At 33.4% G+C, this 21,237-nt stretch carries 23 protein-coding genes and 1 riboswitch; of the genes, 19 read left to right on the plus strand and 4 right to left on the minus strand.

Annotated features, from left to right (window positions below; genetic code table 11):
* Positions 1-11: 11 nt before the first annotated feature.
* From atpG to fabZ, 6 genes are all read left to right on the plus strand, one after another.
* Positions 12-878 carry an ATP synthase F1 subunit gamma gene (atpG, locus tag AST02_RS10200; protein WP_046466134.1) on the plus strand — a complete coding sequence of 289 codons (867 nt, stop codon included), beginning with the start codon at positions 12-14 and terminating at the stop codon, positions 876-878.
* A 22-nt stretch (positions 879-900) separates the two neighbouring features.
* Positions 901-2,313, plus strand: coding sequence for a F0F1 ATP synthase subunit beta (atpD, locus tag AST02_RS10205; RefSeq protein WP_046466133.1), 1,413 nt, complete (start codon positions 901-903; stop codon positions 2,311-2,313).
* 19 nt (positions 2,314-2,332) lie between these two features.
* Positions 2,333-2,737, plus strand: a complete 405-nt coding sequence (locus tag AST02_RS10210; protein ID WP_002507082.1) for a F0F1 ATP synthase subunit epsilon — start codon at positions 2,333-2,335, stop codon at positions 2,735-2,737.
* A gap of 321 nt (positions 2,738-3,058) precedes the next feature.
* Positions 3,059-3,292: a DUF1146 family protein gene (locus AST02_RS10215; protein WP_046466132.1), complete on the plus strand. Its 234-nt coding sequence runs from the start codon at positions 3,059-3,061 to the stop codon at positions 3,290-3,292.
* A gap of 107 nt (positions 3,293-3,399) precedes the next feature.
* Entirely contained in the window at positions 3,400-4,665 is a 1,266-nt protein-coding gene (gene murA, locus AST02_RS10220; protein WP_069817685.1) for a UDP-N-acetylglucosamine 1-carboxyvinyltransferase, read from the plus strand.
* Between the two features lie 57 nt (positions 4,666-4,722).
* Positions 4,723-5,163: a 3-hydroxyacyl-ACP dehydratase FabZ gene (gene fabZ, locus AST02_RS10225; protein ID WP_046466130.1), complete on the plus strand. Its 441-nt coding sequence runs from the start codon at positions 4,723-4,725 to the stop codon at positions 5,161-5,163.
* Positions 5,164-5,225: 62 nt separating this feature from the next.
* Here fabZ and AST02_RS10230 read toward each other — a convergent pair whose 3' ends face one another.
* Positions 5,226-5,666, minus strand: a complete 441-nt coding sequence (locus AST02_RS10230) for a YwpF-like family protein (protein WP_046466129.1) — start codon at positions 5,664-5,666, stop codon at positions 5,226-5,228.
* Positions 5,667-5,856: 190 nt separating this feature from the next.
* On the opposite strand from AST02_RS10230, the gene AST02_RS10235 reads away from it, so the two are divergent.
* The 7 genes from AST02_RS10235 to yidC all read left to right on the plus strand — a co-directional run bounded on the left by AST02_RS10235 (position 5,857) and on the right by yidC (position 11,713).
* Positions 5,857-6,276 (plus strand): single-stranded DNA-binding protein, encoded by a 420-nt coding sequence (locus AST02_RS10235; protein WP_069817686.1) that lies wholly within the window; start codon positions 5,857-5,859, stop codon positions 6,274-6,276.
* A 481-nt stretch (positions 6,277-6,757) separates the two neighbouring features.
* The gene (locus tag AST02_RS10240; RefSeq protein ID WP_069817687.1) at positions 6,758-7,432 is read left to right on the plus strand and encodes a transglycosylase family protein; all 675 of its coding nucleotides are present in this window, start codon (positions 6,758-6,760) and stop codon (positions 7,430-7,432) included.
* A gap of 220 nt (positions 7,433-7,652) precedes the next feature.
* Positions 7,653-7,752, plus strand: a riboswitch (TPP riboswitch).
* Positions 7,753-7,830: 78 nt separating this feature from the next.
* Positions 7,831-8,520 carry a thiaminase II gene (gene tenA / locus AST02_RS10245; protein WP_069817688.1) on the plus strand — a complete coding sequence of 230 codons (690 nt, stop codon included), beginning with the start codon at positions 7,831-7,833 and terminating at the stop codon, positions 8,518-8,520.
* On the plus strand, positions 8,513-9,334 hold the full coding sequence (gene thiD / locus AST02_RS10250) for a bifunctional hydroxymethylpyrimidine kinase/phosphomethylpyrimidine kinase (RefSeq protein ID WP_069817689.1): 822 nt from the start codon (positions 8,513-8,515) through the stop codon (positions 9,332-9,334). The genes tenA and thiD overlap by 8 nt, the downstream gene beginning before the upstream one ends.
* Positions 9,327-10,118: a hydroxyethylthiazole kinase gene (gene thiM / locus AST02_RS10255; protein WP_069817705.1), complete on the plus strand. Its 792-nt coding sequence runs from the start codon at positions 9,327-9,329 to the stop codon at positions 10,116-10,118. The genes thiD and thiM overlap by 8 nt, the downstream gene beginning before the upstream one ends.
* Entirely contained in the window at positions 10,118-10,756 is a 639-nt protein-coding gene (thiE, locus tag AST02_RS10260; protein ID WP_069817690.1) for a thiamine phosphate synthase, read from the plus strand. Before thiM ends, thiE begins: the two co-directional genes overlap by 1 nt.
* An 87-nt stretch (positions 10,757-10,843) precedes the next feature.
* The gene (gene yidC, locus AST02_RS10265; RefSeq protein ID WP_069817691.1) at positions 10,844-11,713 is read left to right on the plus strand and encodes a membrane protein insertase YidC; all 870 of its coding nucleotides are present in this window, start codon (positions 10,844-10,846) and stop codon (positions 11,711-11,713) included.
* A gap of 69 nt (positions 11,714-11,782) precedes the next feature.
* Here yidC and AST02_RS10270 read toward each other — a convergent pair whose 3' ends face one another.
* Complete coding sequence (locus AST02_RS10270; protein ID WP_069817692.1) at positions 11,783-12,433, minus strand: HD domain-containing protein; 651 nt, start codon at positions 12,431-12,433, stop codon at positions 11,783-11,785.
* Between the two features lie 127 nt (positions 12,434-12,560).
* Positions 12,561-14,045, minus strand: a complete 1,485-nt coding sequence (gene cls / locus AST02_RS10275; RefSeq protein WP_046466121.1) for a cardiolipin synthase — start codon at positions 14,043-14,045, stop codon at positions 12,561-12,563.
* Between the two features lie 143 nt (positions 14,046-14,188).
* Between cls and csoR the strand changes: the two genes are divergently transcribed.
* The 3 genes from csoR (at position 14,189) to AST02_RS14240 (ending at position 15,064) form a co-directional block, all read left to right on the plus strand.
* Entirely contained in the window at positions 14,189-14,482 is a 294-nt protein-coding gene (csoR, locus tag AST02_RS10280) for a copper-sensing transcriptional repressor CsoR (RefSeq protein WP_069817693.1), read from the plus strand.
* A gap of 5 nt (positions 14,483-14,487) precedes the next feature.
* A complete protein-coding gene (csoZ, locus tag AST02_RS10285; RefSeq protein WP_226957495.1) occupies positions 14,488-14,709 on the plus strand; it encodes a putative copper chaperone CsoZ in 222 nt (73 codons plus the stop codon).
* 214 nt (positions 14,710-14,923) lie between these two features.
* The gene (locus AST02_RS14240) at positions 14,924-15,064 is read left to right on the plus strand and encodes an Lmo0850 family protein (protein WP_002507098.1); all 141 of its coding nucleotides are present in this window, start codon (positions 14,924-14,926) and stop codon (positions 15,062-15,064) included.
* Between the two features lie 166 nt (positions 15,065-15,230).
* Here AST02_RS14240 and AST02_RS10290 read toward each other — a convergent pair whose 3' ends face one another.
* Positions 15,231-16,427, minus strand: coding sequence for an FtsW/RodA/SpoVE family cell cycle protein (locus AST02_RS10290; RefSeq protein ID WP_069817694.1), 1,197 nt, complete (start codon positions 16,425-16,427; stop codon positions 15,231-15,233).
* Positions 16,428-16,701: 274 nt separating this feature from the next.
* On the opposite strand from AST02_RS10290, the gene AST02_RS10295 reads away from it, so the two are divergent.
* The 3 genes from AST02_RS10295 to cshA all read left to right on the plus strand — a co-directional run bounded on the left by AST02_RS10295 (position 16,702) and on the right by cshA (position 21,180).
* Positions 16,702-17,772, plus strand: coding sequence for a D-alanine--D-alanine ligase (locus tag AST02_RS10295; protein WP_046466117.1), 1,071 nt, complete (start codon positions 16,702-16,704; stop codon positions 17,770-17,772).
* Positions 17,773-17,784: 12 nt separating this feature from the next.
* Positions 17,785-19,140: a UDP-N-acetylmuramoyl-tripeptide--D-alanyl-D-alanine ligase gene (locus AST02_RS10300; RefSeq protein WP_069817695.1), complete on the plus strand. Its 1,356-nt coding sequence runs from the start codon at positions 17,785-17,787 to the stop codon at positions 19,138-19,140.
* 519 nt (positions 19,141-19,659) lie between these two features.
* Entirely contained in the window at positions 19,660-21,180 is a 1,521-nt protein-coding gene (gene cshA, locus AST02_RS10305; RefSeq protein ID WP_069817696.1) for a degradosome RNA helicase CshA, read from the plus strand.
* Positions 21,181-21,237 lie beyond the last annotated feature (57 nt).

The following is a 21,237-nucleotide window of genomic DNA, read 5'->3' on the forward strand; positions in this document are numbered from 1 at the left end:
GTGGTGAGATAATGGGATCTCTTAAAGAGATTGATACACGTATAAAATCAACTAAAAAGATGAAACAAATTACGAAAGCAATGAACATGGTTTCAAGTTCGAAATTGCGTCGTGCTGAAAGAAATACAAATCAATTCAGACCTTATATGGAAAAAATGCAAGATGCAATTACTGCGGTTGCTGGTGCAGATAAAAATTCAAATCACCCAATGTTACAACAACGTGAAGTGAAGAAAAGTGGCTATATTGTCATTACAAGTGATCAAGGCTTGGCCGGCGCGTATAATGCAAATGTATTAAAGCATTTAGTTAACGATATTGAGAATAAACATGCTAGCAAAGATGAATATTCAATTTTAGTCTTAGGGCAAACTGGTGTGGACTTCCTTAAAAATAAAGGTTATGAAATTCATGATTCACTTGTTGAAGTACCTGATCAACCTTCATTTAAAGAAATACAAGCGATCGCTAAAAAAGCGGTAGATTTATATAGCGATGAAGCAGTAGATGAGGTTAAAATCTACTATAGTCATTTCGTCAGTGTATTAGAAAATACACCTTCCATGAAAACCGTACTTCCATTGTCTCCAGAAGATTCAAGTTTAGGACATGGTCAAATGTCTTCTTATGAATTTGAGCCAGACAAAGAAGCAATCTTAAGCGTTATTCTACCTCAGTATGTAGAGAGTTTAATATATGGAACGATTTTAGATGCCAAAGCAAGTGAACATGCGACGCGTATGACTGCTATGAAAAATGCATCTGATAATGCGACAGAGATTATTGATGATTTATCAATTGAATATAACAGAGCTAGACAAGCAGAAATCACTCAACAAATTACTGAAATTGTTGGTGGATCAGTTGCGCTTGAATAATTATTAAAGGAGGCAAAAAAGCATGGGATTAGGCCGTGTAACACAAATTATGGGTCCAGTAATTGATGTTCGCTTTGAGCACAATGAAGTTCCAGAAATTAACAATGCTTTAACAGTCGACGTTGAAAGAGATGAAGGTACTGTCACGCTTACATTAGAAGTTGCATTACAACTTGGCGATAATGTAGTACGTACGATTGCAATGGATTCGACTGATGGTGTTAAACGTGGTACAGAAGTTCGAGATAGTGGTGAAAGTATCAGCGTACCAGTTGGAGATATTACACTAGGTCGAGTATTTAATGTACTTGGCGACACAATTGATTTAGATGAAAAAATCGAAGATTCAGTTCGACGTGATCCAATTCATAGAGAAGCACCTGCATTCGATGAATTATCTACTAAAGTTGAAATTTTAGAAACAGGAATTAAAGTCATCGATTTATTAGCACCATATATCAAAGGTGGTAAAATCGGTTTATTCGGTGGAGCCGGTGTTGGTAAAACTGTATTAATTCAAGAATTAATTAATAACATTGCTCAAGAACATGGTGGTATTTCTGTATTTGCGGGTGTTGGTGAACGTACACGTGAAGGTAATGACTTATACTTCGAGATGAGCGAAAGTGGTGTTATTAAGAAAACTGCAATGGTATTCGGTCAAATGAATGAACCGCCTGGTGCACGTATGCGTGTAGCATTATCTGGTTTAACAATGGCAGAATATTTCCGTGACGAACAAGGACAAGATGTATTACTATTCGTTGATAACATTTTCAGATTTACACAAGCTGGTTCAGAAGTATCAGCATTGTTAGGTCGTATGCCTTCAGCTGTTGGGTACCAACCAACATTAGGTACAGAAATGGGACAATTACAAGAACGTATTACATCAACAAACAAAGGTTCGGTTACTTCAATCCAAGCGGTATTCGTACCTGCCGATGACTATACTGACCCTGCGCCAGCAGCAGTATTTGCTCACTTAGATGCAACTACAAACTTAGAACGTAAATTAACTGAAATGGGTATCTATCCAGCGGTTGATCCGTTAGCATCTACTTCAAGAGCACTTGACCCAACAATTGTTGGACAAGATCATTATGAAATAGCACGTGATGTACAATCTACTCTACAAAAATATAGAGAGTTACAAGATATCATTGCTATTTTAGGTATGGATGAATTATCGGAAGAAGATAAACAAACTGTAGAACGCGCACGTCGTATTCAGTTCTTCTTATCACAAAACTTCCACGTAGCAGAACAATTCACTGGTCAAAAAGGTTCTTACGTTCCAGTTCAAAAAACTGTAGAAGGTTTCAAAGCAATTTTAGATGGCGACTATGACCATATCCCAGAAGATGCATTCCGTCTTGTTGGTAGTATGGAAGAAGTAATTGCTAAAGCTAAAGACATGGGTGTTGAAGTTTAAAAATTAGGAGGTATGGATAATGAACACATTAAGCCTAAATATTGTCACTCCTAATGGTTCTGTTAACAACCGAGAAGATGTTAATCTTGCAGTGTTCCAAACAACTGCAGGTGAGATCGGTGTCATGTATGGACATATTCCAACAGTTGCAGCACTTGAAATTGGCTATGTCAAAATTAACTTTGATAATGGTTCAGAATATATTGCAGTGAGTGAAGGTTTTGTTGAGGTTAGACAAGATAAATTATCGGTTATTGTACAAACTGCAGAACCTGCTAACGAAATAGATGTAGCTAGAGCAGAATTAGCTAAGTCTAGAGCAGAATCTCATATAAATAATGAAGAAGATAATAGTGACATTAGTAGAGCTAAGCGTGCGTTAGAACGCGCTAACAACCGTATTCGTGTCGCTAACTTACAATAAATATTATTTGAAATTTGAAGTTCCTAACAACAGGGACTTCATTTTTTTGTTATAAAAAATTTCAACATTCTCACAGTTCGTAAATTTTATTGAAGGATGTCCTATAAATAAATTGGCTTAATTACTATATAGAAAATTTTATCACGCGATATACATAAAATATTTTTATCTTTATATTTAATATGAATATCTTTTATGCTATTAGGGAATAGCAAAATATAACATTTAGTTATATTAGGGGTTTGATCGCTGTTCTTAAGTATCTTTTAGAGCCAATTTCGTGTAAAATAGTTGAATAGTATCAAGTGAGGAGTATGGCTTATGGAGTATTTAGGACAATTTTCAGTTGTACATCTTATCTTACATGTGCTTTGTATTTGTCTTGCTTATTGGGCACTTAACTCAATAAGGTTAGAGCAATTTTTTAAAAAAGGGTATCCAGCTCAAGTACAAATATGTATGATATTTTTAGCAATATTGTTAGGTACAGCAGTAAGTAATTTTATTGTAGATTTACTACAATTTTCAACTCAAATAAAATATTTAGCACAATAATTCAAATATCTGTATCTTTGTTTGGTTTACAGATATAATAATTTAAGAGTACATAAAAAAAGATGAATTTTAATGAAATATAAAAGTAGTTAAGTGGAGGATTTAAGATGGATATGATAGAGATTAATGGTGGAAATAGATTAACTGGTGAAGTGAAAGTATCAGGTGCAAAAAATGCTGTATTACCAGTATTAACTGCTTCACTATTAGCATCAAAAGGTGTTAGTAAACTTATGAATGTACCAGCACTTAGTGATGTGGAGACGATTAATAATGTGATTTCAACATTAAACGCAGATGTTTCATACAATAAAGAAGAAGAATCTGTCACTGTTGATGCAGCAAAGGAATTAAATGAAGAGGCACCATATGAGTATGTGAGTAAAATGAGAGCAAGTATACTTGTAATGGGTCCATTATTAGCTCGTCTAGGTCATGCAAAAGTTGCATTGCCAGGTGGTTGTGCAATTGGTTCAAGACCTATCGAACAACATATCAAAGGCTTTGAAGAGTTGGGTGCCGATATCCATATGGACGGTGGTTTTATTTATGCTAGCACTGAAAATGGATTGAAAGGTACTTCAATTCACTTAGATTTTCCAAGTGTAGGAGCGACTCAGAATATCATTATGGCTGCATCATTAGCTGAAGGTAAAACAGTATTAGAAAACGTAGCACGTGAACCAGAGATTGTTGACTTAGCAAACTATATCAATGAAATGGGCGGTAATGTAGTAGGCGCCGGTACGGATACGATAACTATTCATGGTGTTGAAGCATTACATGGTGTGGAACATTCGATTATTCCTGACAGAATTGAAGCAGGAACGTTACTTATTGCAGGTGCAATTACACGTGGTGATATAATTGTAAACGGAGCTATCAAAGAACACATGACAAGTTTAGTTTATAAATTAGAAGAAATGGGCGTAAATTTAGATTATCAAGGTGATACGATACGTGTTACAGCAGATGGTCCATTAAATCCTGTAGATATTAAAACACTTCCTCATCCAGGTTTTCCAACAGATATGCAATCACAAATGATGGCATTGTTACTTACAGCAGACGGCCATAAAGTAGTGACTGAAACAGTATTTGAAAATAGATTTATGCATGTTGGAGAATTCAAACGCATGAATGCTAAGATACAGGTTGAAGGTAGAAGCGCAAAAATTGAAGGTAAAAGTGAGCTTCAAGGCGCTCAAGTAAAAGCAACAGATTTACGTGCAGCTGCGGCACTTATTTTAGCAGGACTTGTAGCTGATGGCACAACCCAAGTTACTGAGTTAATACACTTAGATAGAGGTTATGTAGATTTACATGGTAAATTAAAATCTTTAGGTGCTGATATCAAACGTACACAAAAATAATACTTCAATGTATTAATATAGAACTCGCAACGAAAGAAGATTTGGAGGAAGCAAACGATGGAGACAATTTTCGATTATAATCAAATTAAAGATATTATTCCACACAGACAACCTTTTTTATTAATTGATCGCGTGATTGAATATGAAGAGGGCAAACGTTGTGTTGCTATTAAACAAGTTTCTGGGAATGAGCCATTTTTCCAAGGACATTTTCCTGAATTTGCAGTTATGCCAGGCGTATTAATTACAGAAGCCCTAGCACAAACAGGTGCGGTAGCTATTTTAAATAGTGATGCAAATAAGGGCAAGCTTGCATTATTTGCGGGTATCGATAAATGTCGATTTAAAAAACAAGTCACACCAGGTGACACTTTGCAGTTAGAAGTTGAAATAACGAAGATGCGTGGACCAATTGGAAAAGGGACTGCGAAAGCAACTGTTGATGGTCAACTTGCATGTAGTTGTGAATTAACATTTGCAATACAAGATAAAGCATAAATAAAATGCCTTAAGGATTTGTGAATTCTACTAAATCCTTAAGGCATTTTTGTGTTTAGTATTTACTTTTCGAATCTTTCATCTTTAAGTCTTGGTTTAGATTGCATCATACGATTAAATGATTTTTTCAATTCTTCACCAGTTAGGCCTTCATCAATCAACTGTTCTAATAAACTTTCTGCATAAACTTGTCTCAAAGTATAGATGTGACACTCAAAAACTACAGAAATAGTGCCATCTAATTGACTGATGTTTTTAATCGTTGCGTCAAATAGCGCAGGATCATTAGCTGGACGTGTAATGACAACGCGAATATCCAAGAGATCTTCATTGTTCATATGCTGTTTCATAGTTTCATAATGGAAGTCTGAAATGACGATTTCAAGCAACCAGCCAGTACCACTATTTTCTTTATTTATAATGACTCCATCTTCTAATTCATATTCAGTAACTCCGCCATTTTCTGATACGATTTGAAATCGAACGGCTTTAAATGTTTTCATCGTCTTCACATCCAATTGATTAATTTAAAATCTACTATAATTGCATTTATATAATCATTATAACGTAATTTCAAAAGAGAAAGGTGAAATTTGTAGAAATTAGTAGTAATTTACTTTTTGGTTTATGAAAAAGTGATTTTTGACTCAATTTATAAATTTAATTATGATTAAAACACAAAGGAGGTGACCTATGATAAATAACATCGTCATTGTAGGACGATTAACAAAAGATCCCAAAATTTATGAAAAGGAGGGAAAGAAATTAGCTACCTTTTGTGTAGCGGTAAATAGAAACTATAAAGATAAAGATCAAAATACAGTCTGTGATTATTTGTATTGTAAAGCATTTGGTAAAATTGCTGACAATATTGAAAAGTATATCAATCAAGGATCACTTGTAGGTATTACAGGACAAATGCAATCACGTAAATTTGAAAAAGAAGGACAGATGCATTTTGTATCAGAACTTTATATTGAAACAATTAAATTCATGTCTCCACGAATTAAAAATGAAACTGATGAACTTTTTGAACCATTCCCATTAGAGCAAGAACATGAATCATTCAACGAAATTAATATTCAAGAAAATGATATATACGAAATTGTATAAACTCCCACTTAAAATTTATCCCACATTAAACTATTCCAATTAATATACATTAAATCCTACTATCAATTATACTTCTTTCAGGCTATTCCTCTTAATAATGCCCAATCTAGGGGAATAGCTTTACATATTATATCCATAAATATATGCGACAAAAAATAAAGGAATGTAAAAGCACTGTAAATTTCAATTCACAAAACATCTTAAAAATGCGAGTTATAGCATTTTCATAATACAGAATAATCAGTTTAATTACGACAATATTACAAGGATATAGAGCCAATAATAGTACAAAAGGTTATCATGATAGTGATTATATGCTTAAATATACATAAAAATGAGTATTGTTGATGTAATTAGGTTGTAAAAAAAAGCTTATTTTTTTTATTTCACTGTAACCTACAAAGATTTTTTGAATGGTATAGTTGTACTTGCAAATTAATCATAAAATAAATTAATCACCTTATAGGAGGACTTTTTAACAATGAAAAAAACAGTAATCGCATCAACTTTAGCACTAGGATTAGGCGTAACAGGAGCAGTAAATTCAGCTGACGCTTCAGAACAAGGCGTAGACAAAGCAGAATTAGCTCAATTAGCGCAATCAAATTCAGAACAATTAAATGAAGCACCTGTACAAGAAGGCGCTTATGACATAGATTTTAATTATAATGGTACAGACTATAGCTTTGAATCAGATGGTACAAACTTTAGCTGGAGCTTTGGTGGAGGATCAACTGAAGCACCTGCACAACAAGAAGCACCAGCAGAACAAGCAGCTGAGCCAGCTCAACAAGAAGCACCAGCAGAACAAGCTGCAGAGCCAGCTCAACAAGAAGCACCAAAAACTGAAACAACTCAACAACCACAACAAGAATCTGCTTCAAAAGAATCAAGTGAAGCTTCAAGTGGTTCATCAGTAAATGTTAACTCTCATTTACAAGCAATTGCTCAACGTGAATCAGGCGGCGACCTTAACGCTGTTAACCCATCATCAGGTGCAGCAGGTAAATACCAATTCCTACAAAGCACTTGGGATTCAGTAGCTCCAGCAGCTTACCAAGGTGTATCTCCAACAGAAGCACCTGAATCAGTACAAGATGCAGCAGCAGTTAAACTTTATAACACTGCAGGCGCTTCACAATGGGTTACTGCATAATTTAGTCAGTAATTAATTATTAATAATATAGAACAGTGCCAACAAAGTTTCTGACTTTGTTGGCACTTTTTTTGTACATATTTTCTGCTAAGACAACTACAGCTTGTAGTTAGTTACTGTACAATTATCTATGATATATACAACATAGATTTTTTATTGAAGTACGTTCTTTTGCAATGTCACACTACATTTGTTATGTTTAAAGAAATAATAATATATGAAAATCTACTAGGGGAGCCTTTATGGCTGAGATGATTTAGTTCAGACCCTTACGACCTGATTTGGTTAATGCCAACGTAGGAAAGTAGTTTAATTTATAATTGAATTGCTTAGCCTTTCTATTAATTAACTACATTCTTACTTGGAATGTAGTTTTTTTATATTTAGGAGGACTTAAAGTGTTATTTTCAAAAGAATTAAAAACAGATGCCAAGCCAATTATTGATGATATCTATAATGATCCATTTATACAAGAAATGTTACAAGGTCGTTTATCGAAAGATGCTACTAAATTTTATTTAAGAGCAGATGCATCTTATTTAAAGGAATTTGCTAATATTTACGCATTACTTATACCTAAAATGGAGCAAATGGAAGATGTGAAATTTTTAGTTGAGCAGATACAATTTATAGTTGATGGAGAAGTAGAGGCACACGAAATATTGGCTGAATATGTAAATGAACCTTACAATGAAATAGTAAAAGAAAAAGTTTGGCCACCGAGTGGCGATCACTATATTAAGCATATGTATTTTAATGCTTTTGCTAAAGAAAATGCAGCATATACAATTGCTGCCATGGCGCCTTGTCCATATGTGTATCAAGTTATTGCACAACAAGCGTTACAAGACAATACTTTGAATACCAATTCTATTTTGGCAAAATGGTTTGAATTTTATAGTACCGAAATGGATGAACTTGTGCATGTTTTTGATAATTTAATGGATAAATTGACACAAAATTGTACGAAACAAGAGAAAGCTGATATAAAAGATTGTTTCTTACAGAGTACAGTTCATGAGCGTAAATTTTTTAATATGTCATTCACTGAAGAAGAATGGCCTTATGGAGGGATTAATAATGAATAAACCTAAAATTGCTTTAACTATAGCAGGCACAGATCCAACGGGTGGCGCAGGTGTCATGGCAGATTTAAAATCATTTCATGCTTGTGGCGTATACGGTATGGCTGCGATTACGAGTATCGTAGCGCAAAACACAAAAGGCGTTCAACATATTCATAACATAGAAACAAGTTGGTTATCTGAGCAATTAGAAAGCATCTTTGATGATGAGTTGCCTCATGCGTTGAAAACAGGCATGATTGCTTCAAAAGAAATGATGGAATTAATACAATATTATTTAAAGCAATATCCAGAGATTCCTTATGTGATAGATCCTGTAATGTTAGCTAAAAGTGGTGACTCGTTGATGGATGAGGATGCTAAAGCTGACTTGCAAAACATTTTATTGCCTTATGCTACTGTGGCAACACCAAACTTGCCTGAAGCAGAGGAAATAACAGGATTAACGATACAAGATGAAGCATCAATTTATAAAGCAGGGGACATTTTCATTAATGAAATTGGCAGTAAAGGTGTTGTAATTAAAGGTGGACACTCAGAGGATTTAGACTTCGCTAAAGATTATTTATTCACTAAAGAAAATGTATATACTTTTGAAGAGCCTCGATTTGATACAAAACATACGCATGGTACCGGATGTACTTTTTCTGCAGTAATTACTGCAGAATTAGCAAAAGGCAAAACAATATATGAAGCAGTGAAAAAAGCAAAACAGTTTATTTCTTTAAGTATTAAACACACACCTGAAATTGGTCAAGGTAGAGGACCAGTTAATCATTTTGCATATATGAAAGAGGTAGGATTAGATGATGAATAATTTAGAAGCACTCAGAAATAATAACCCGTTAGTTATTTGTTATACAAACGATGTTGTTAAAAATTTTACCGCAAATGGCTTATTAAGTTTAGGTGCAAGTCCTGCAATGAGTGAAGCACCAGAGGAAGCGTCAGATATGTTAACGCACGCGAATACTTTACTGATTAATATTGGCACGCTGACTAAAGATAAAGAGTCAGATATTTTAAAAATTGCGAAGGTAGCTAATCAAATTGGAACACCAATCGTCTTTGATCCTGTTGCTGTAGGGGCATCACAATACCGCAAAGATTTTTGTGAGACATTTTTAAATGAAGTGAAGGTAGCAGTTATCAAAGGTAATGCATCAGAAATTTTAACACTTATTGATAATGATACACAGATGAAAGGTACAGATAGCGAAATGAATCTGGATGCAGTGAATATTGCTAAAAAAGCTCATAAACAATTTGGGACAGCGATTGTTATCACAGGTGAAGAAGATGTTGTAGTGCATGAAGATAAAATTGTGAAACTGGCTAATGGTTCGCCTATGCTTGCAAAAGTCACAGGCGCAGGTTGTTTATTAGGTGCTGTGATAGCTAGCTTTTTAAAATCTAACCAGCAACTACAATTAAATCAGTTGGTGGAAGCAGTTACTGTATATAATATTGCTGCTGAACAAGCTGAAAAAATTTCGGATAATCGAGGGCCTGGCGCATTTATGGTTGAATTAATGAATGCTTTATATCAAGTCACATATGATGATTATTTGAATTTAATACGCAGTCAAGAGGTGCAATAATGTTTGATAAAAGTAAGCTAAAACTTTATTTTATTTGTGGAACGCAAGATGTTGCAGAAGATAAATCGATTATTGATGTTGTAACTGAAGCTTTAGAAGCAGGTATAACACTATTTCAGTATAGAGAGAAAGGGGAAACCGCATTAGTAGGTGATGATAAAGTGAAGTTAGCAAAACAATTACTTTCTTTGTGCCATCAATACGATGTACCTTTTATAGTAAATGATGATGTGAGTTTAGCTAAAGATATTGATGCAGATGGTATTCATGTAGGGCAAAATGATTTGGAAGTAAATGAATTTGCACAACAATTTGAAAATAAAATCATTGGTCTGAGTGTAGGTGATGTAGATGAATACTTAAATTCTGATTTGAAATATGTTGATTATATAGGCGTCGGTCCAATGTTTGCAACGACATCTAAAGATGATGCAAGTTTGCCGGTTGGTCCAGAAATGATTACACAATTAAGACATTACGTTAATGATTTCCCGATTGTTGCGATTGGTGGCATCAATTTAGATAATACACCATCTATAATTCATGCTGGGTCAGATGGTATATCAATTATTTCGGCTATTGCTAAAAGTCAAAATATAAGTGAATCAGTGAGACAATTTTTACAAACTGTTGAATAATGTATAAAAATTTCTTTTTTTGTTTTCTACTTCCCTATGAGTATGATAAAATAAATTCTATGTGAATAAATCATTAGAGGTGGAAAAATGAAGAAGAAAGCGCTACTCCCTTTATTATTAGGTGTAATGGTCTTTTTAGCAGGTTGTGACTATTCTAAACCTGAAAATAGAGATGGGTTTTTCTATAATACGTTCGTAAATCCAATGGACAGTCTTATACATTGGTTAGGAACTAGTTTTAATAACGACTATGGACTAGCAATTATTGTCATTGTATTGGCGATGCGTATCATATTATTACCATTCATGTTATCGAATTATAAAAACAGTCACATGATGCGTGAAAAAATGAAAGTTGCTAAACCGGATATTGATGCAATTCAAGAAAAGGTTAAGCGTTCACGTACGCAAGAAGAAAAAATGGCAGCTAACCAAGAAATGATGGAAGTTTACAAGAAATATGATATGAATCCGATGAAGAGCATGTTAGGTTGTTTACCAATCTTGCTTCAAATGCCAATCATCATGGGGCTTTTCTTCGTATTGAAATATCCTACAAGTGGTGGTTTTACTGAACACCCTGATTTCTTATGGTTTAACTTAGCTAAACCAGATATTTGGATTACGGTTATTGCAGGTATCTTATACTTCTTACAAGCTTATGTTTCAAGTAAGAGTATGCCAAACGAGCAACGTCAAATGGGTTACATGATGATGATTATTTCACCAATTATGATTGTGTGGATTTCATTAAGTTCTGCGTCAGCATTAGGTCTTTATTGGTCTGTCAGTGCGGCATTCTTAATTGCACAAACATATGTAGCGAATATTCATTATTCTAAACTTGCTAAAAAAGAAGTTGCACCAATGATTGAAGCAATGGAGAAAAACAAAGCTGAAGCAGAGAGCAAAGGTAAAAACACACAAGTTGTTTCTAAGAAAAATAAGAAAAAATAAATTATTTAAATTTTAAACAAATTTGTAATAAAAAAGGCGTCGTAGTATAACTACGACGCCTTTTTTGTATTATTTGAAATACCATTCATTAAAAAATTGAGTTACAAATACTTCCATATACTCATGTCTTTGTTGTGCAAGCTGTTTAGCGGTTGGTGTATGCATTAATGCTTTAAGTTTAAACAGTTTTTCATAAAAGTGTTTAATAGCTGATGCTGGAACAGTATTATTATCGATTTCTTTGTTAGATAAAGTATCGTTGTATTCTCCTTCTATCCACATGGGTTCTCCGAAATGGCCAGCAAATTGGAAAGTACGAGCAATACCAATTGCACCGATAGCATCGAGGCGATCAGCATCACGTACAATTTGGCCTTCTATTGATAATGAAATATCATTATTTTCTCCATTTTTATAACTCATATGTTCAATAATATGCAGAATAGCTTCTTGCTGTTGTATTGGCAGCTGAAGTTGAGTCAAAAATTGTGTTAATTTAGGTTTTGCTTGGCTAGCATCAGTTAGTTTTGCGTCAACCGTATCATGTAATAAACTAGCTAGTTGAATGGTTAATAAATTTCCAACTTGCTCTTGTTGCGCAATGTATTTTGCCATTTTAACGACACGCAATACGTGAGCGACATCGTGGCCAGTTGCATCATCTTTATGAAATGTTTCCATATATATCTGCGCTGAATTGACTATCTCTTGCGGATTCATTTAAACGCCTCTTTTCATAGAAATAAAGTGATTTAAGCTAGTGATTTAATATGATCATTCACTTTATAATAAAGAAAGTCCAAAGTAATATTGATGTTAATCGATTACTTTGGACAGAGTTAAATTATTATAAAATAGGTGATAAGAGTCTTGCAATGCCTTCTTTAAATTTAATCCACAAACTTCTCTGCTCATAACGCTCTTTTGTTAGTCGATAGGATAAGGCTAAATCTTTTTCAAAAGTAGCTTTAAGTTCTTTTGTTATGAAAGTGTCATAAATAAAAGCATTAATTTCAAAGTTTAAAGTAAAGCTTCGGTGATCCATGTTTGTAGTACCCACACTTGCAACTTCGTCATCGATAAGCAGTATTTTTGAATGTAAAAATCCATTGTCATAATGGAAAATATTCGCACCTGCATCTAAAAGTGATGCTACGTTATTATAGGTAGCCCAATATACAAACGGATGGTCAGGTTTATTAGGAATCATGATATTCACCTCGACGCCACCTAAAGCTGCGATTTTTATCGCGTCTAAGAATGATTGATCTGGAATAAAATAAGGAGATTGAATATGAATAGACTGTTTAGCAGAAGTAATCATTTTCAAATAACCATATTTGATTTGTTCCCAATCTTCATCTGGCCCACTAGATGCGATTTGGACACCAATTGTACCTCCAGAATCCACATCAGGAAAATAACGTTCAGCATATTTCAAATTATCACGTGTTGATTGAACGTTCCAATCGAGCATAAAACGTAATTGAAGTGCGTTAACAGCATCGCCAACGATGCGCAAATGTGTATCTCTCCAGTAACCAAATTTTTTCTTTAATCCTAAATATTCATCACCAACATTAAAACCGCCGATGTAGCCAATATGTCCATCAATAATTACTAACTTTCGGTGATTTCGATTGTTCATTCTTAAATTGATTAATGGCAATTTAGAAGGAAAAAAGGCTTCAACTTTGCCACCTTTTTTTCGAAATGATTTAAAATCTTTAAGTGATAAACTACGCGAGCCCATGTCATCATAAAGCATCTTCACTTCTAACCCTTGTTCAAGTTTGTGCTCGAGCGCTGTTAAAATACGTTTACCTAAGTCATCATTTCTAAAGATATAGTATTGGATATGGATATAATCTTTTGCCTCATTTATATCTTTAATAAGTGCATCAAACTTTTCTTTACCATCTGTAAAGATATCAATATCATTGTCTGTTGTTAAAAAGGCAGCATTATTGTATAACAACATTTGAACCATATCTTTAAATTTAACAATTTGATGATTACCTTTTGAAAATTCATCGTTTTTTAAGGCTTCTAATTGTTCATTAACAATCATTTCAATACCTATTTTATCTTCTTCATCTAAAGTGAAGATACGGTTGCGCTGAATTTGTCGCCCAAACAATAGATAGATGATAAAGCCTAATATAGGTATGAAAACTAACACTAACAGCCACGCCCACACGGCGCCTGCCGAACGTCGTTCCATAAAAATAATTGTGAAGGCAAAGATAAGGTTTAATATAAATGCGCCAAGAAAAATGATGTTAAGAATAACGTTTGTATTGTTAAACGTTAAAGAAAATATATCTATCATATTAAACCTCCAAAATGCGTTTCAGTTATTTAAAGTACTATAAAAGTCTTAATTATTGTAACATGAATATAAGGTTTTATCATTTGACTAATACCGCATGGGGGTATAACATATAATTGAAATTATTAGGAGGCGTGTAATATATGGCGGAAATACAAAAAGCGCATCACTCAGAACAAATTAAATCTAATTTAAAATCAAGATTAAATCGTATAGAAGGCCAAGTGAGAGCGATTAATCGCATGGTAGATGAAGATGTTTATTGTGATGACGTACTCACACAAATTAGAGCTACTCGTTCTGCTTTAAATAGTGTTGCTACTAAATTACTAGACCATCATATGAAAAGTTGTATTATGGATAAAGTAGAGCAAGGACAACAAGAGGAAGCTATGGAAGAACTATTGGTTACATTTCAGAAATTAATGAAGGATTAGGCAAGGTGAACGTAGTGGAAACAAAAGTGATTTATATTTCTGGTATAGAAAATGAAACACAGCAAAAACATATCGAACAGCGGCTTATGCAATTACACGGTGTAGACCAAGTCAATATCGAAATCAAGAGCAATAATGGCAAAATTTTCATTGATTTTGAAACCCCTGCAAGTTTAAATAATCTAGAAAAAGAAGTTTATGATTTAGGATATGAAATTTTATATTAAACTGAAATGTTGAAAACAGATTATAGTTTCACTTTAAGTGGTGTTTGTTATTTTTAAAAACTTATTTTACAAAGAAAAACTATTTTTACGATGTAATTATACAATAAAATTGACTAAATATTTGATTATAATAAAAAAATTTTGAATATAATGTAGTATTTAGTAATTAAATAGGGTAAGATATAGTAGAAGCAAGTAATTTAGGGGTGATGATATGAGTAAAGATAACGAAAAGATTCAAAATGTAGTTAAACTATTATCATCATTAGGGGTAAACATAAAGAAAACAAAATCAAGATTAGAAGTTATGCAGACTTTGCCGACAACTGTGAAAGCCGCTAACGAATTGAAATAGTAAAGTTACCCAACTAAGCGATTGGAGCAGTGTGCTCTAGTCGTTTTTTGTTATATAGAAAAGCTGTTTTATTAAATAATTGGTATAAAAAAAGAACTGTTATGATCATTGAGATGATTGTAACAGTTCTTTTTGTTGGAAGTAGAAATTAAAATGTATTCATTCTTTATTTTGTTTTTTGAATGTCAGGTGAGTACTGTTTCGGTTGATGATAAGAAATGGATAATAACACACCAACACCACACATTAAACTCCATAAGGAACTACCACCGTAACTTATAAATGGTAATGGAATACCAGTTATAGGTAATAACTGTATTGTCATACCTATATTTTGTAATACGTGGAATAGAATAAGTGCCGTGTAACCAATAATAAATAACTTGCTGAATGGTAATTCTATTTTAGTCGCAAGTCTAACTAAGTGGAACATAAATCCTAAGAACACTAGAATTAAAATGACTGAGCCAATGAAGCCAAACTCTTCTCCAATAACAGAGAAAATGAAATCAGTATGATTCTCAGGTATATATACTTCACCTTGATTGAAGCCCTTACCAAATAGTTGACCAGATCCAATGGCTTTAAGTGATTCTGTTAAATGATAGCCGTCGCCACTGCTATAAGTATAAGGATCTAGCCATGAACTAATACGTCCGAGTTGATAGGTCTTAATGCCCAAACTATTCTCAATAAGCGAGGGCTTGAAAATAATAGATAAGATGATACTTGAAGCTAAGACGAATACTGCAATAAACAATGGTGCAATTATTTTCCATGTGATACCACTTACTATAATGACACCAACAATAATGGCGCATATAACAAGCGTTGTACCTAAGTCATTTTGTAGTAGAATTAGCCCCATAGGGATAACAGAAATACCAAAAATTTTCAGTAGTAATTTAAAATCTGTCTCCAATGATTTATTGAAAGTGAATTGATTATGCTTTGAAATTAGTTTAGCAAGCGCCAATATCAACACTATTTTCATAAATTCTGAAGGCTGTACACTGATTGGACCTAGTTTATACCAACTTTTCGCACCATTTATAATAGGTGTGAACGGTGTTTCTGGAATAATGATTAATATAAATAAGGCTGCACAAAGAAGAAAGTACAATAAATATGTATATTTCATTAGTTTCTTAGGTGAAATTAACATGATTAAAAATGCTATGAATCCACCAAAGACATAATACAGAATTTGTCTAATGCTAAAGTTGGCGCTATATTGGCCGCCACCCATAGCTGAATTGATTATTGTTACACTAATAATTGCTAACAATACGAGGAAGCCTACTAAAGTCCAGTCGACCCGCCGTATCCAATGGTTGTTTTTTAATTGACGTGAAGTACTCATTTCTTACTCCTTTGAAAAGCTTAGTTTTCTTTAACTTTGTAATATATATAGATTTTACCGAACTTTTATGTATATTGCTAGAAGTAGGGTGCTAAATTGAAAAATTATAATAAGATAACTGTATATTGATGAGTTAAAGTTATTACTTTTAATCCATTGTAAAGTGCCATATACTAAATTGAAAAATAAAAAGTTTTTATACTACTAAACAAATGCAAAAAAATATTGAATCGTGATATGATGTAGTTTAAGAATTGTATATGGAGGCTAAAGTATGGCTAAAGAAAATGTATGTATCGTATACGGAGGAAAAAGTGCGGAACACGATGTTTCAATATTAACAGCACAAAATGTCTTGAACGCGATTGATAAAGATCAATATCAAATAGACATCATTTACATAACAAATGAAGGTGACTGGAAAAAGAAAGAAAATATCGTAGACACTATAAATGAAATAGACACTTTACGTTTAACAGATGTTGCTGCAGGTGAAATCTCTCAACTACTTAGTATTGGTAGCACAGGGAACGCCTATAGTGCAGTTTTCCCAGTATTACATGGACCGAATGGTGAAGATGGTACAATTCAAGGTTTATTTGAAGTATTAGATATACCATATGTAGGAAACGGTGTTTTAGCTGCCTCAAGCTCGATGGATAAACTTGTTATGAAACAATTATTCGCGCATAGAGGATTACCTCAACTACCTTATGTGAGCTTTTTAAGAAGTGAATATCATAAATATGAAAGTAACATTTTGAAACTTGTACATGACAAGTTAGAATATCCAGTATTTGTAAAGCCAGCAAACTTAGGCTCTAGTGTTGGTATTAGTAAATGTAATAATGAAGAAGAATTGAAAGTTGGTATTGAAGAAGCATTCCAATTTGATCGTAAATTAGTAATTGAACAAGGTATTGATGCGAGAGAAATAGAAGTAGCTGTACTTGGTAATGACTATCCTGAAACGACTGCGCCAGGTGAAGTGATTAAAGATGTAGCATTCTATGATTATAAAGCGAAGTATAAAGATGGAAAAATAAAATTAGATATTCCTGCTGATTTAGATGAAGAAGTGCAAACAACATTAAGAAATATGGCTGTCGAAGCATTTAAAGCAACAGATTGTTCTGGTTTGTTACGAGCTGATTTCTTTGTCACTGAAGACAATCAAATTTTTATTAATGAAACAAATGCAATGCCAGGCTTTACTGCTTATAGTATGTACCCAAGACTTTGGGAAAATATGGGCGTAACATATGCGGAATTAATTGAAAGATTAATTGAATTAGCGAAAGAAAAACATGAAGATAAGAAACAAAATAAATACAAAATTGACTGAGGCGAATGAATAATGATTGAAGTAACTTTAGAACAAATCAAAGACTGGATCCCATGTGACATTGATAATGAATATTTAGATCATACGATTAAAGGTGTTTCTATTGATTCACGTGTAATCAACAATCAAAATTTATTCATCCCATTTAAAGGTGAAAATGTAGATGGACACAAATACGTCGCACAAGCATTGAAGGATGGCGCAGGTGCAGTATTTCATCAAAAAGACGTAACATTAGATGAAAATATAAACGGTCCAGTGATATGGGTAGAGCATACACTCAAAGCATTACAACAATTAGCTAAAGCTTATTTAGAATTTGTTGGGCCACAAGTCATTGCAGTGACAGGTTCAAATGGTAAGACCACGACCAAAGATATGATTGAAAGTGTTTTAAAGCCACAGTTTAAAGTTAAAAAAACACAAGGCAATTATAACAACGAAATTGGGTTACCATTAACGATATTAGAATTAAATCAAGATACTGAGATTTCAATTTTAGAAATGGGGATGTCAGGTTTTAATGAAATTGAGTTATTGTCAAAATTAGCGGAACCTAATATAGCGGTAATTACTAACATTGGTGAATCACATATGCAAGATTTAGGTTCTAGAGAGGGTATTGCCCAAGCTAAAGCTGAAATTACAATAGGATTAAGAGAGAATGGCGTCTTTATTTATGATGGTGATGAACCATTATTAGAGTCTCACGTTAAGAAAATAGAAGATGCAGATATAGTAAGTATTGGTAAAGACAAAGACAACACACTCGTTTGTCAGATTGAAGATATTGAAAACGCAGGTATCGCATTTAATATTAACGGAGAAGAGAGATTCGAATTACCAATATTAGGTGAACATAATATGAAGAACGCAACAATCGCAATTGCTGTTGGTAAAAGATTAGGCTTAAGTTATGACACAATATTTAACAACTTACGTAAAGTAGAACTTACTGGTATGAGAATGGAACAACATTATACCAGTGACAATAGATTAGTCATTAATGATGCATATAACGCGAGCCCTACAAGTATGAAAGCAGCGATTGATACCCTTTCAGCTATGAAAGGGAGAAAAATCATCGTACTTGGAGATGTGTTAGAGTTAGGTCCTGATAGTCAGATGATGCATGAAAATGTAGGTCTATATTTAGAAGATAAAAATATCGATGCATTATTTACTTTTGGTCAAGCCTCAAAATATATTTGTAACGCGGGCAAAGCTTATGTAACGTATGCAGAGCATTACGACGATAAGCAGGCTTTGATAACAACTTTACAAGCTTATGTTCAACCTGATGATAAAATTTTAGTCAAAGGTTCTAGAGGAATGAAATTAGAAGAGGTTGTCGAAGCTTTAATTTAAACATTAACCAAAAAAACGAGCAGTTAGAATTCGATTAGAAATCTAACTGCTCGTTTTTATTTTTCTAAAACGGGAAAACTTATATAAGACAACAAGTATTTATAAATGTAACTCATATACTCTTGTTAAAAAAACGATGTTTCATAAAAGAACTTACAGTTAAGCTTAACAACGATATCAATGCATTGTTCAATTAAAGAATCTTTGAAATTCAAGTTAAATAAGGGGTGAATAAGCCATATCTTATAAGTAAAATATTCTGACAATTAACAGAATAAATAAATTAATAAATTTTTTTAAGAGAGTATAAAGTAAGTTTATGAAATAAAGTTAAACGCTTACAACCTATATATTTCGGTATTTTTGCTGTTTTAAAAGATTTTAAAACTAGTAAAGTTATTGCATTTAACCAAATTTGGTTTATTGCGATTATATACTTGAGGTGGTACTATTAAGAAGTTGAAGAAACTTAAGTGAACATATATGTATATAAATACAGATAAATAAAGGAGAATTATATTGCAAAAATTTAAAGAATTAGGGCTCTCAGATAAGATGGCAGAAACCCTAGCATCAATGGGGTTCGATGACGCCACTCCTATACAAAAAGAGAGTATCCCTCTTGCCTTAGAAGGCAAAGACGTTCTTGGTCAAGCGCAAACAGGTACAGGTAAAACTGGCGCGTTTGGTATTCCACTAGTTGAAAAAGTGACAGGCCAAGAAGGCGTACAATCATTAATCCTTGCACCAACAAGAGAATTAGCTATGCAAGTAGCTGAATCAATCAGAGAATTTGCTAAAGGTCTAAACGTACAAGTTGTTACTGTATTTGGCGGTATGCCGATCGACCGTCAAATCAAATCGCTTAAAAAAGGACCGCAAATCGTTGTAGGTACGCCAGGTCGTGTGATTGATCACCTTAACCGTCGTACATTAAAAACTAATGACATCCATACGCTTATATTAGATGAAGCGGATGAAATGATGAACATGGGCTTCATCGATGATATGAAATTTATCATGGATAAAATCCCAGCGTCACAACGTCAAACAATGCTGTTTTCAGCTACAATGCCAAAAGCTATTCAAACATTAGTTCAACAATTCATGAAAACACCAGTAATTGTTAAAACAATGAATAATGAAATGTCTAATCCACAAATCGAAGAGTACTATACAATCGTAAAAGAATTAGAAAAATTCGATACATTTACGAATCTATTAGATGTACACCAACCAGAATTAGCTATTGTATTCGGCCGTACAAAACGTCGTGTAGATGAATTAACAAGTGCGTTAATCTCTAAAGGTTACAAAGCTGAAGGTTTACATGGTGACATTACTCAAGCGAAACGTTTGGAAGTATTGAAGAAATTCAAAAATGATCAATTAGATATCTTAGTTGCGACAGATGTTGCAGCACGAGGACTAGATATTTCAAACGTAAGCCATGTTTATAACTTTGATATACCTCAAGATACTGAAAGCTATACACACAGAATCGGCCGTACTGGTCGTGCTGGTAAAAAAGGTGTAGCAATCACATTTGTGAACCCAATTGAAATGGATTATATCCGTCAAATTGAACAAGCAAACAAGAGACAAATGACTGCAATGAGACCACCTCATCGTAAAGAAGTGCTTAAAGCACGTGAAAACGATATTAAAGGTAAAGTTGAAAAGTGGATGTCTAGAGAAAATGAACCAAGATTACAACGTATTGCTTCAGAATTAATTGAAGAATATAGTGATGTTGATTTAGTTGCTTCATTATTACAAGAATTGGTTGAATCAAATGACGAAGTTGATGTTCAATTGACATTTGAAAAACCATTATCTCGTGGTAAAGGTGGTCGTCAAGGTCGCGGACCAAAACGTGGCGGTCAAGGCAACAATAAACGTGGCAACAAATTTGATAACAAAAATCGTCGTTCAAAAGGCGGATTCAACAATAATAAGAAGAACGAAAAATCTTCTGACAGAAACAATAACAACAAGAAATCAATGAAAGGTCGCACGTTCGCCGACCACCAAAAATAAAAAATAATTTATCATATATGAAATTTAGGTTTAATCATTCCACTTACGTGGGATGAT

The organism is Staphylococcus equorum, from assembly GCF_001747895.1.
GTDB classification, from domain to species: Bacteria; Bacillota; Bacilli; order Staphylococcales; family Staphylococcaceae; genus Staphylococcus; species Staphylococcus equorum_A.

Coding starts and splice junctions, on each gene's coding strand:
- atpD (WP_046466133.1), top strand. CDS start 901: ATGGGATTAGGCCGTGTAACACAAATTATGGGTCCAGTAATTGATGTT.
- AST02_RS14240 (WP_002507098.1), top strand. CDS start 14,924: ATGAGTAAAGATAACGAAAAGATTCAAAATGTAGTTAAACTATTATCA.
- cls (WP_046466121.1), bottom strand. CDS start 14,045: ATGATAGATATATTTTCTTTAACGTTTAACAATACAAACGTTATTCTT.
- murA (WP_069817685.1), top strand. CDS start 3,400: ATGGATATGATAGAGATTAATGGTGGAAATAGATTAACTGGTGAAGTG.
- AST02_RS10240 (WP_069817687.1), top strand. CDS start 6,758: ATGAAAAAAACAGTAATCGCATCAACTTTAGCACTAGGATTAGGCGTA.
- atpG (WP_046466134.1), top strand. CDS start 12: ATGGGATCTCTTAAAGAGATTGATACACGTATAAAATCAACTAAAAAG.
- thiM (WP_069817705.1), top strand. CDS start 9,327: ATGAATAATTTAGAAGCACTCAGAAATAATAACCCGTTAGTTATTTGT.
- thiE (WP_069817690.1), top strand. CDS start 10,118: ATGTTTGATAAAAGTAAGCTAAAACTTTATTTTATTTGTGGAACGCAA.
- AST02_RS10235 (WP_069817686.1), top strand. CDS start 5,857: ATGATAAATAACATCGTCATTGTAGGACGATTAACAAAAGATCCCAAA.
- yidC (WP_069817691.1), top strand. CDS start 10,844: ATGAAGAAGAAAGCGCTACTCCCTTTATTATTAGGTGTAATGGTCTTT.
- AST02_RS10230 (WP_046466129.1), bottom strand. CDS start 5,666: ATGAAAACATTTAAAGCCGTTCGATTTCAAATCGTATCAGAAAATGGC.
- AST02_RS10295 (WP_046466117.1), top strand. CDS start 16,702: ATGGCTAAAGAAAATGTATGTATCGTATACGGAGGAAAAAGTGCGGAA.
- fabZ (WP_046466130.1), top strand. CDS start 4,723: ATGGAGACAATTTTCGATTATAATCAAATTAAAGATATTATTCCACAC.
- thiD (WP_069817689.1), top strand. CDS start 8,513: ATGAATAAACCTAAAATTGCTTTAACTATAGCAGGCACAGATCCAACG.
- AST02_RS10290 (WP_069817694.1), bottom strand. CDS start 16,427: ATGAGTACTTCACGTCAATTAAAAAACAACCATTGGATACGGCGGGTC.
- AST02_RS10215 (WP_046466132.1), top strand. CDS start 3,059: ATGGAGTATTTAGGACAATTTTCAGTTGTACATCTTATCTTACATGTG.
- AST02_RS10300 (WP_069817695.1), top strand. CDS start 17,785: ATGATTGAAGTAACTTTAGAACAAATCAAAGACTGGATCCCATGTGAC.
- csoR (WP_069817693.1), top strand. CDS start 14,189: ATGGCGGAAATACAAAAAGCGCATCACTCAGAACAAATTAAATCTAAT.
- AST02_RS10270 (WP_069817692.1), bottom strand. CDS start 12,433: ATGAATCCGCAAGAGATAGTCAATTCAGCGCAGATATATATGGAAACA.
- AST02_RS10210 (WP_002507082.1), top strand. CDS start 2,333: ATGAACACATTAAGCCTAAATATTGTCACTCCTAATGGTTCTGTTAAC.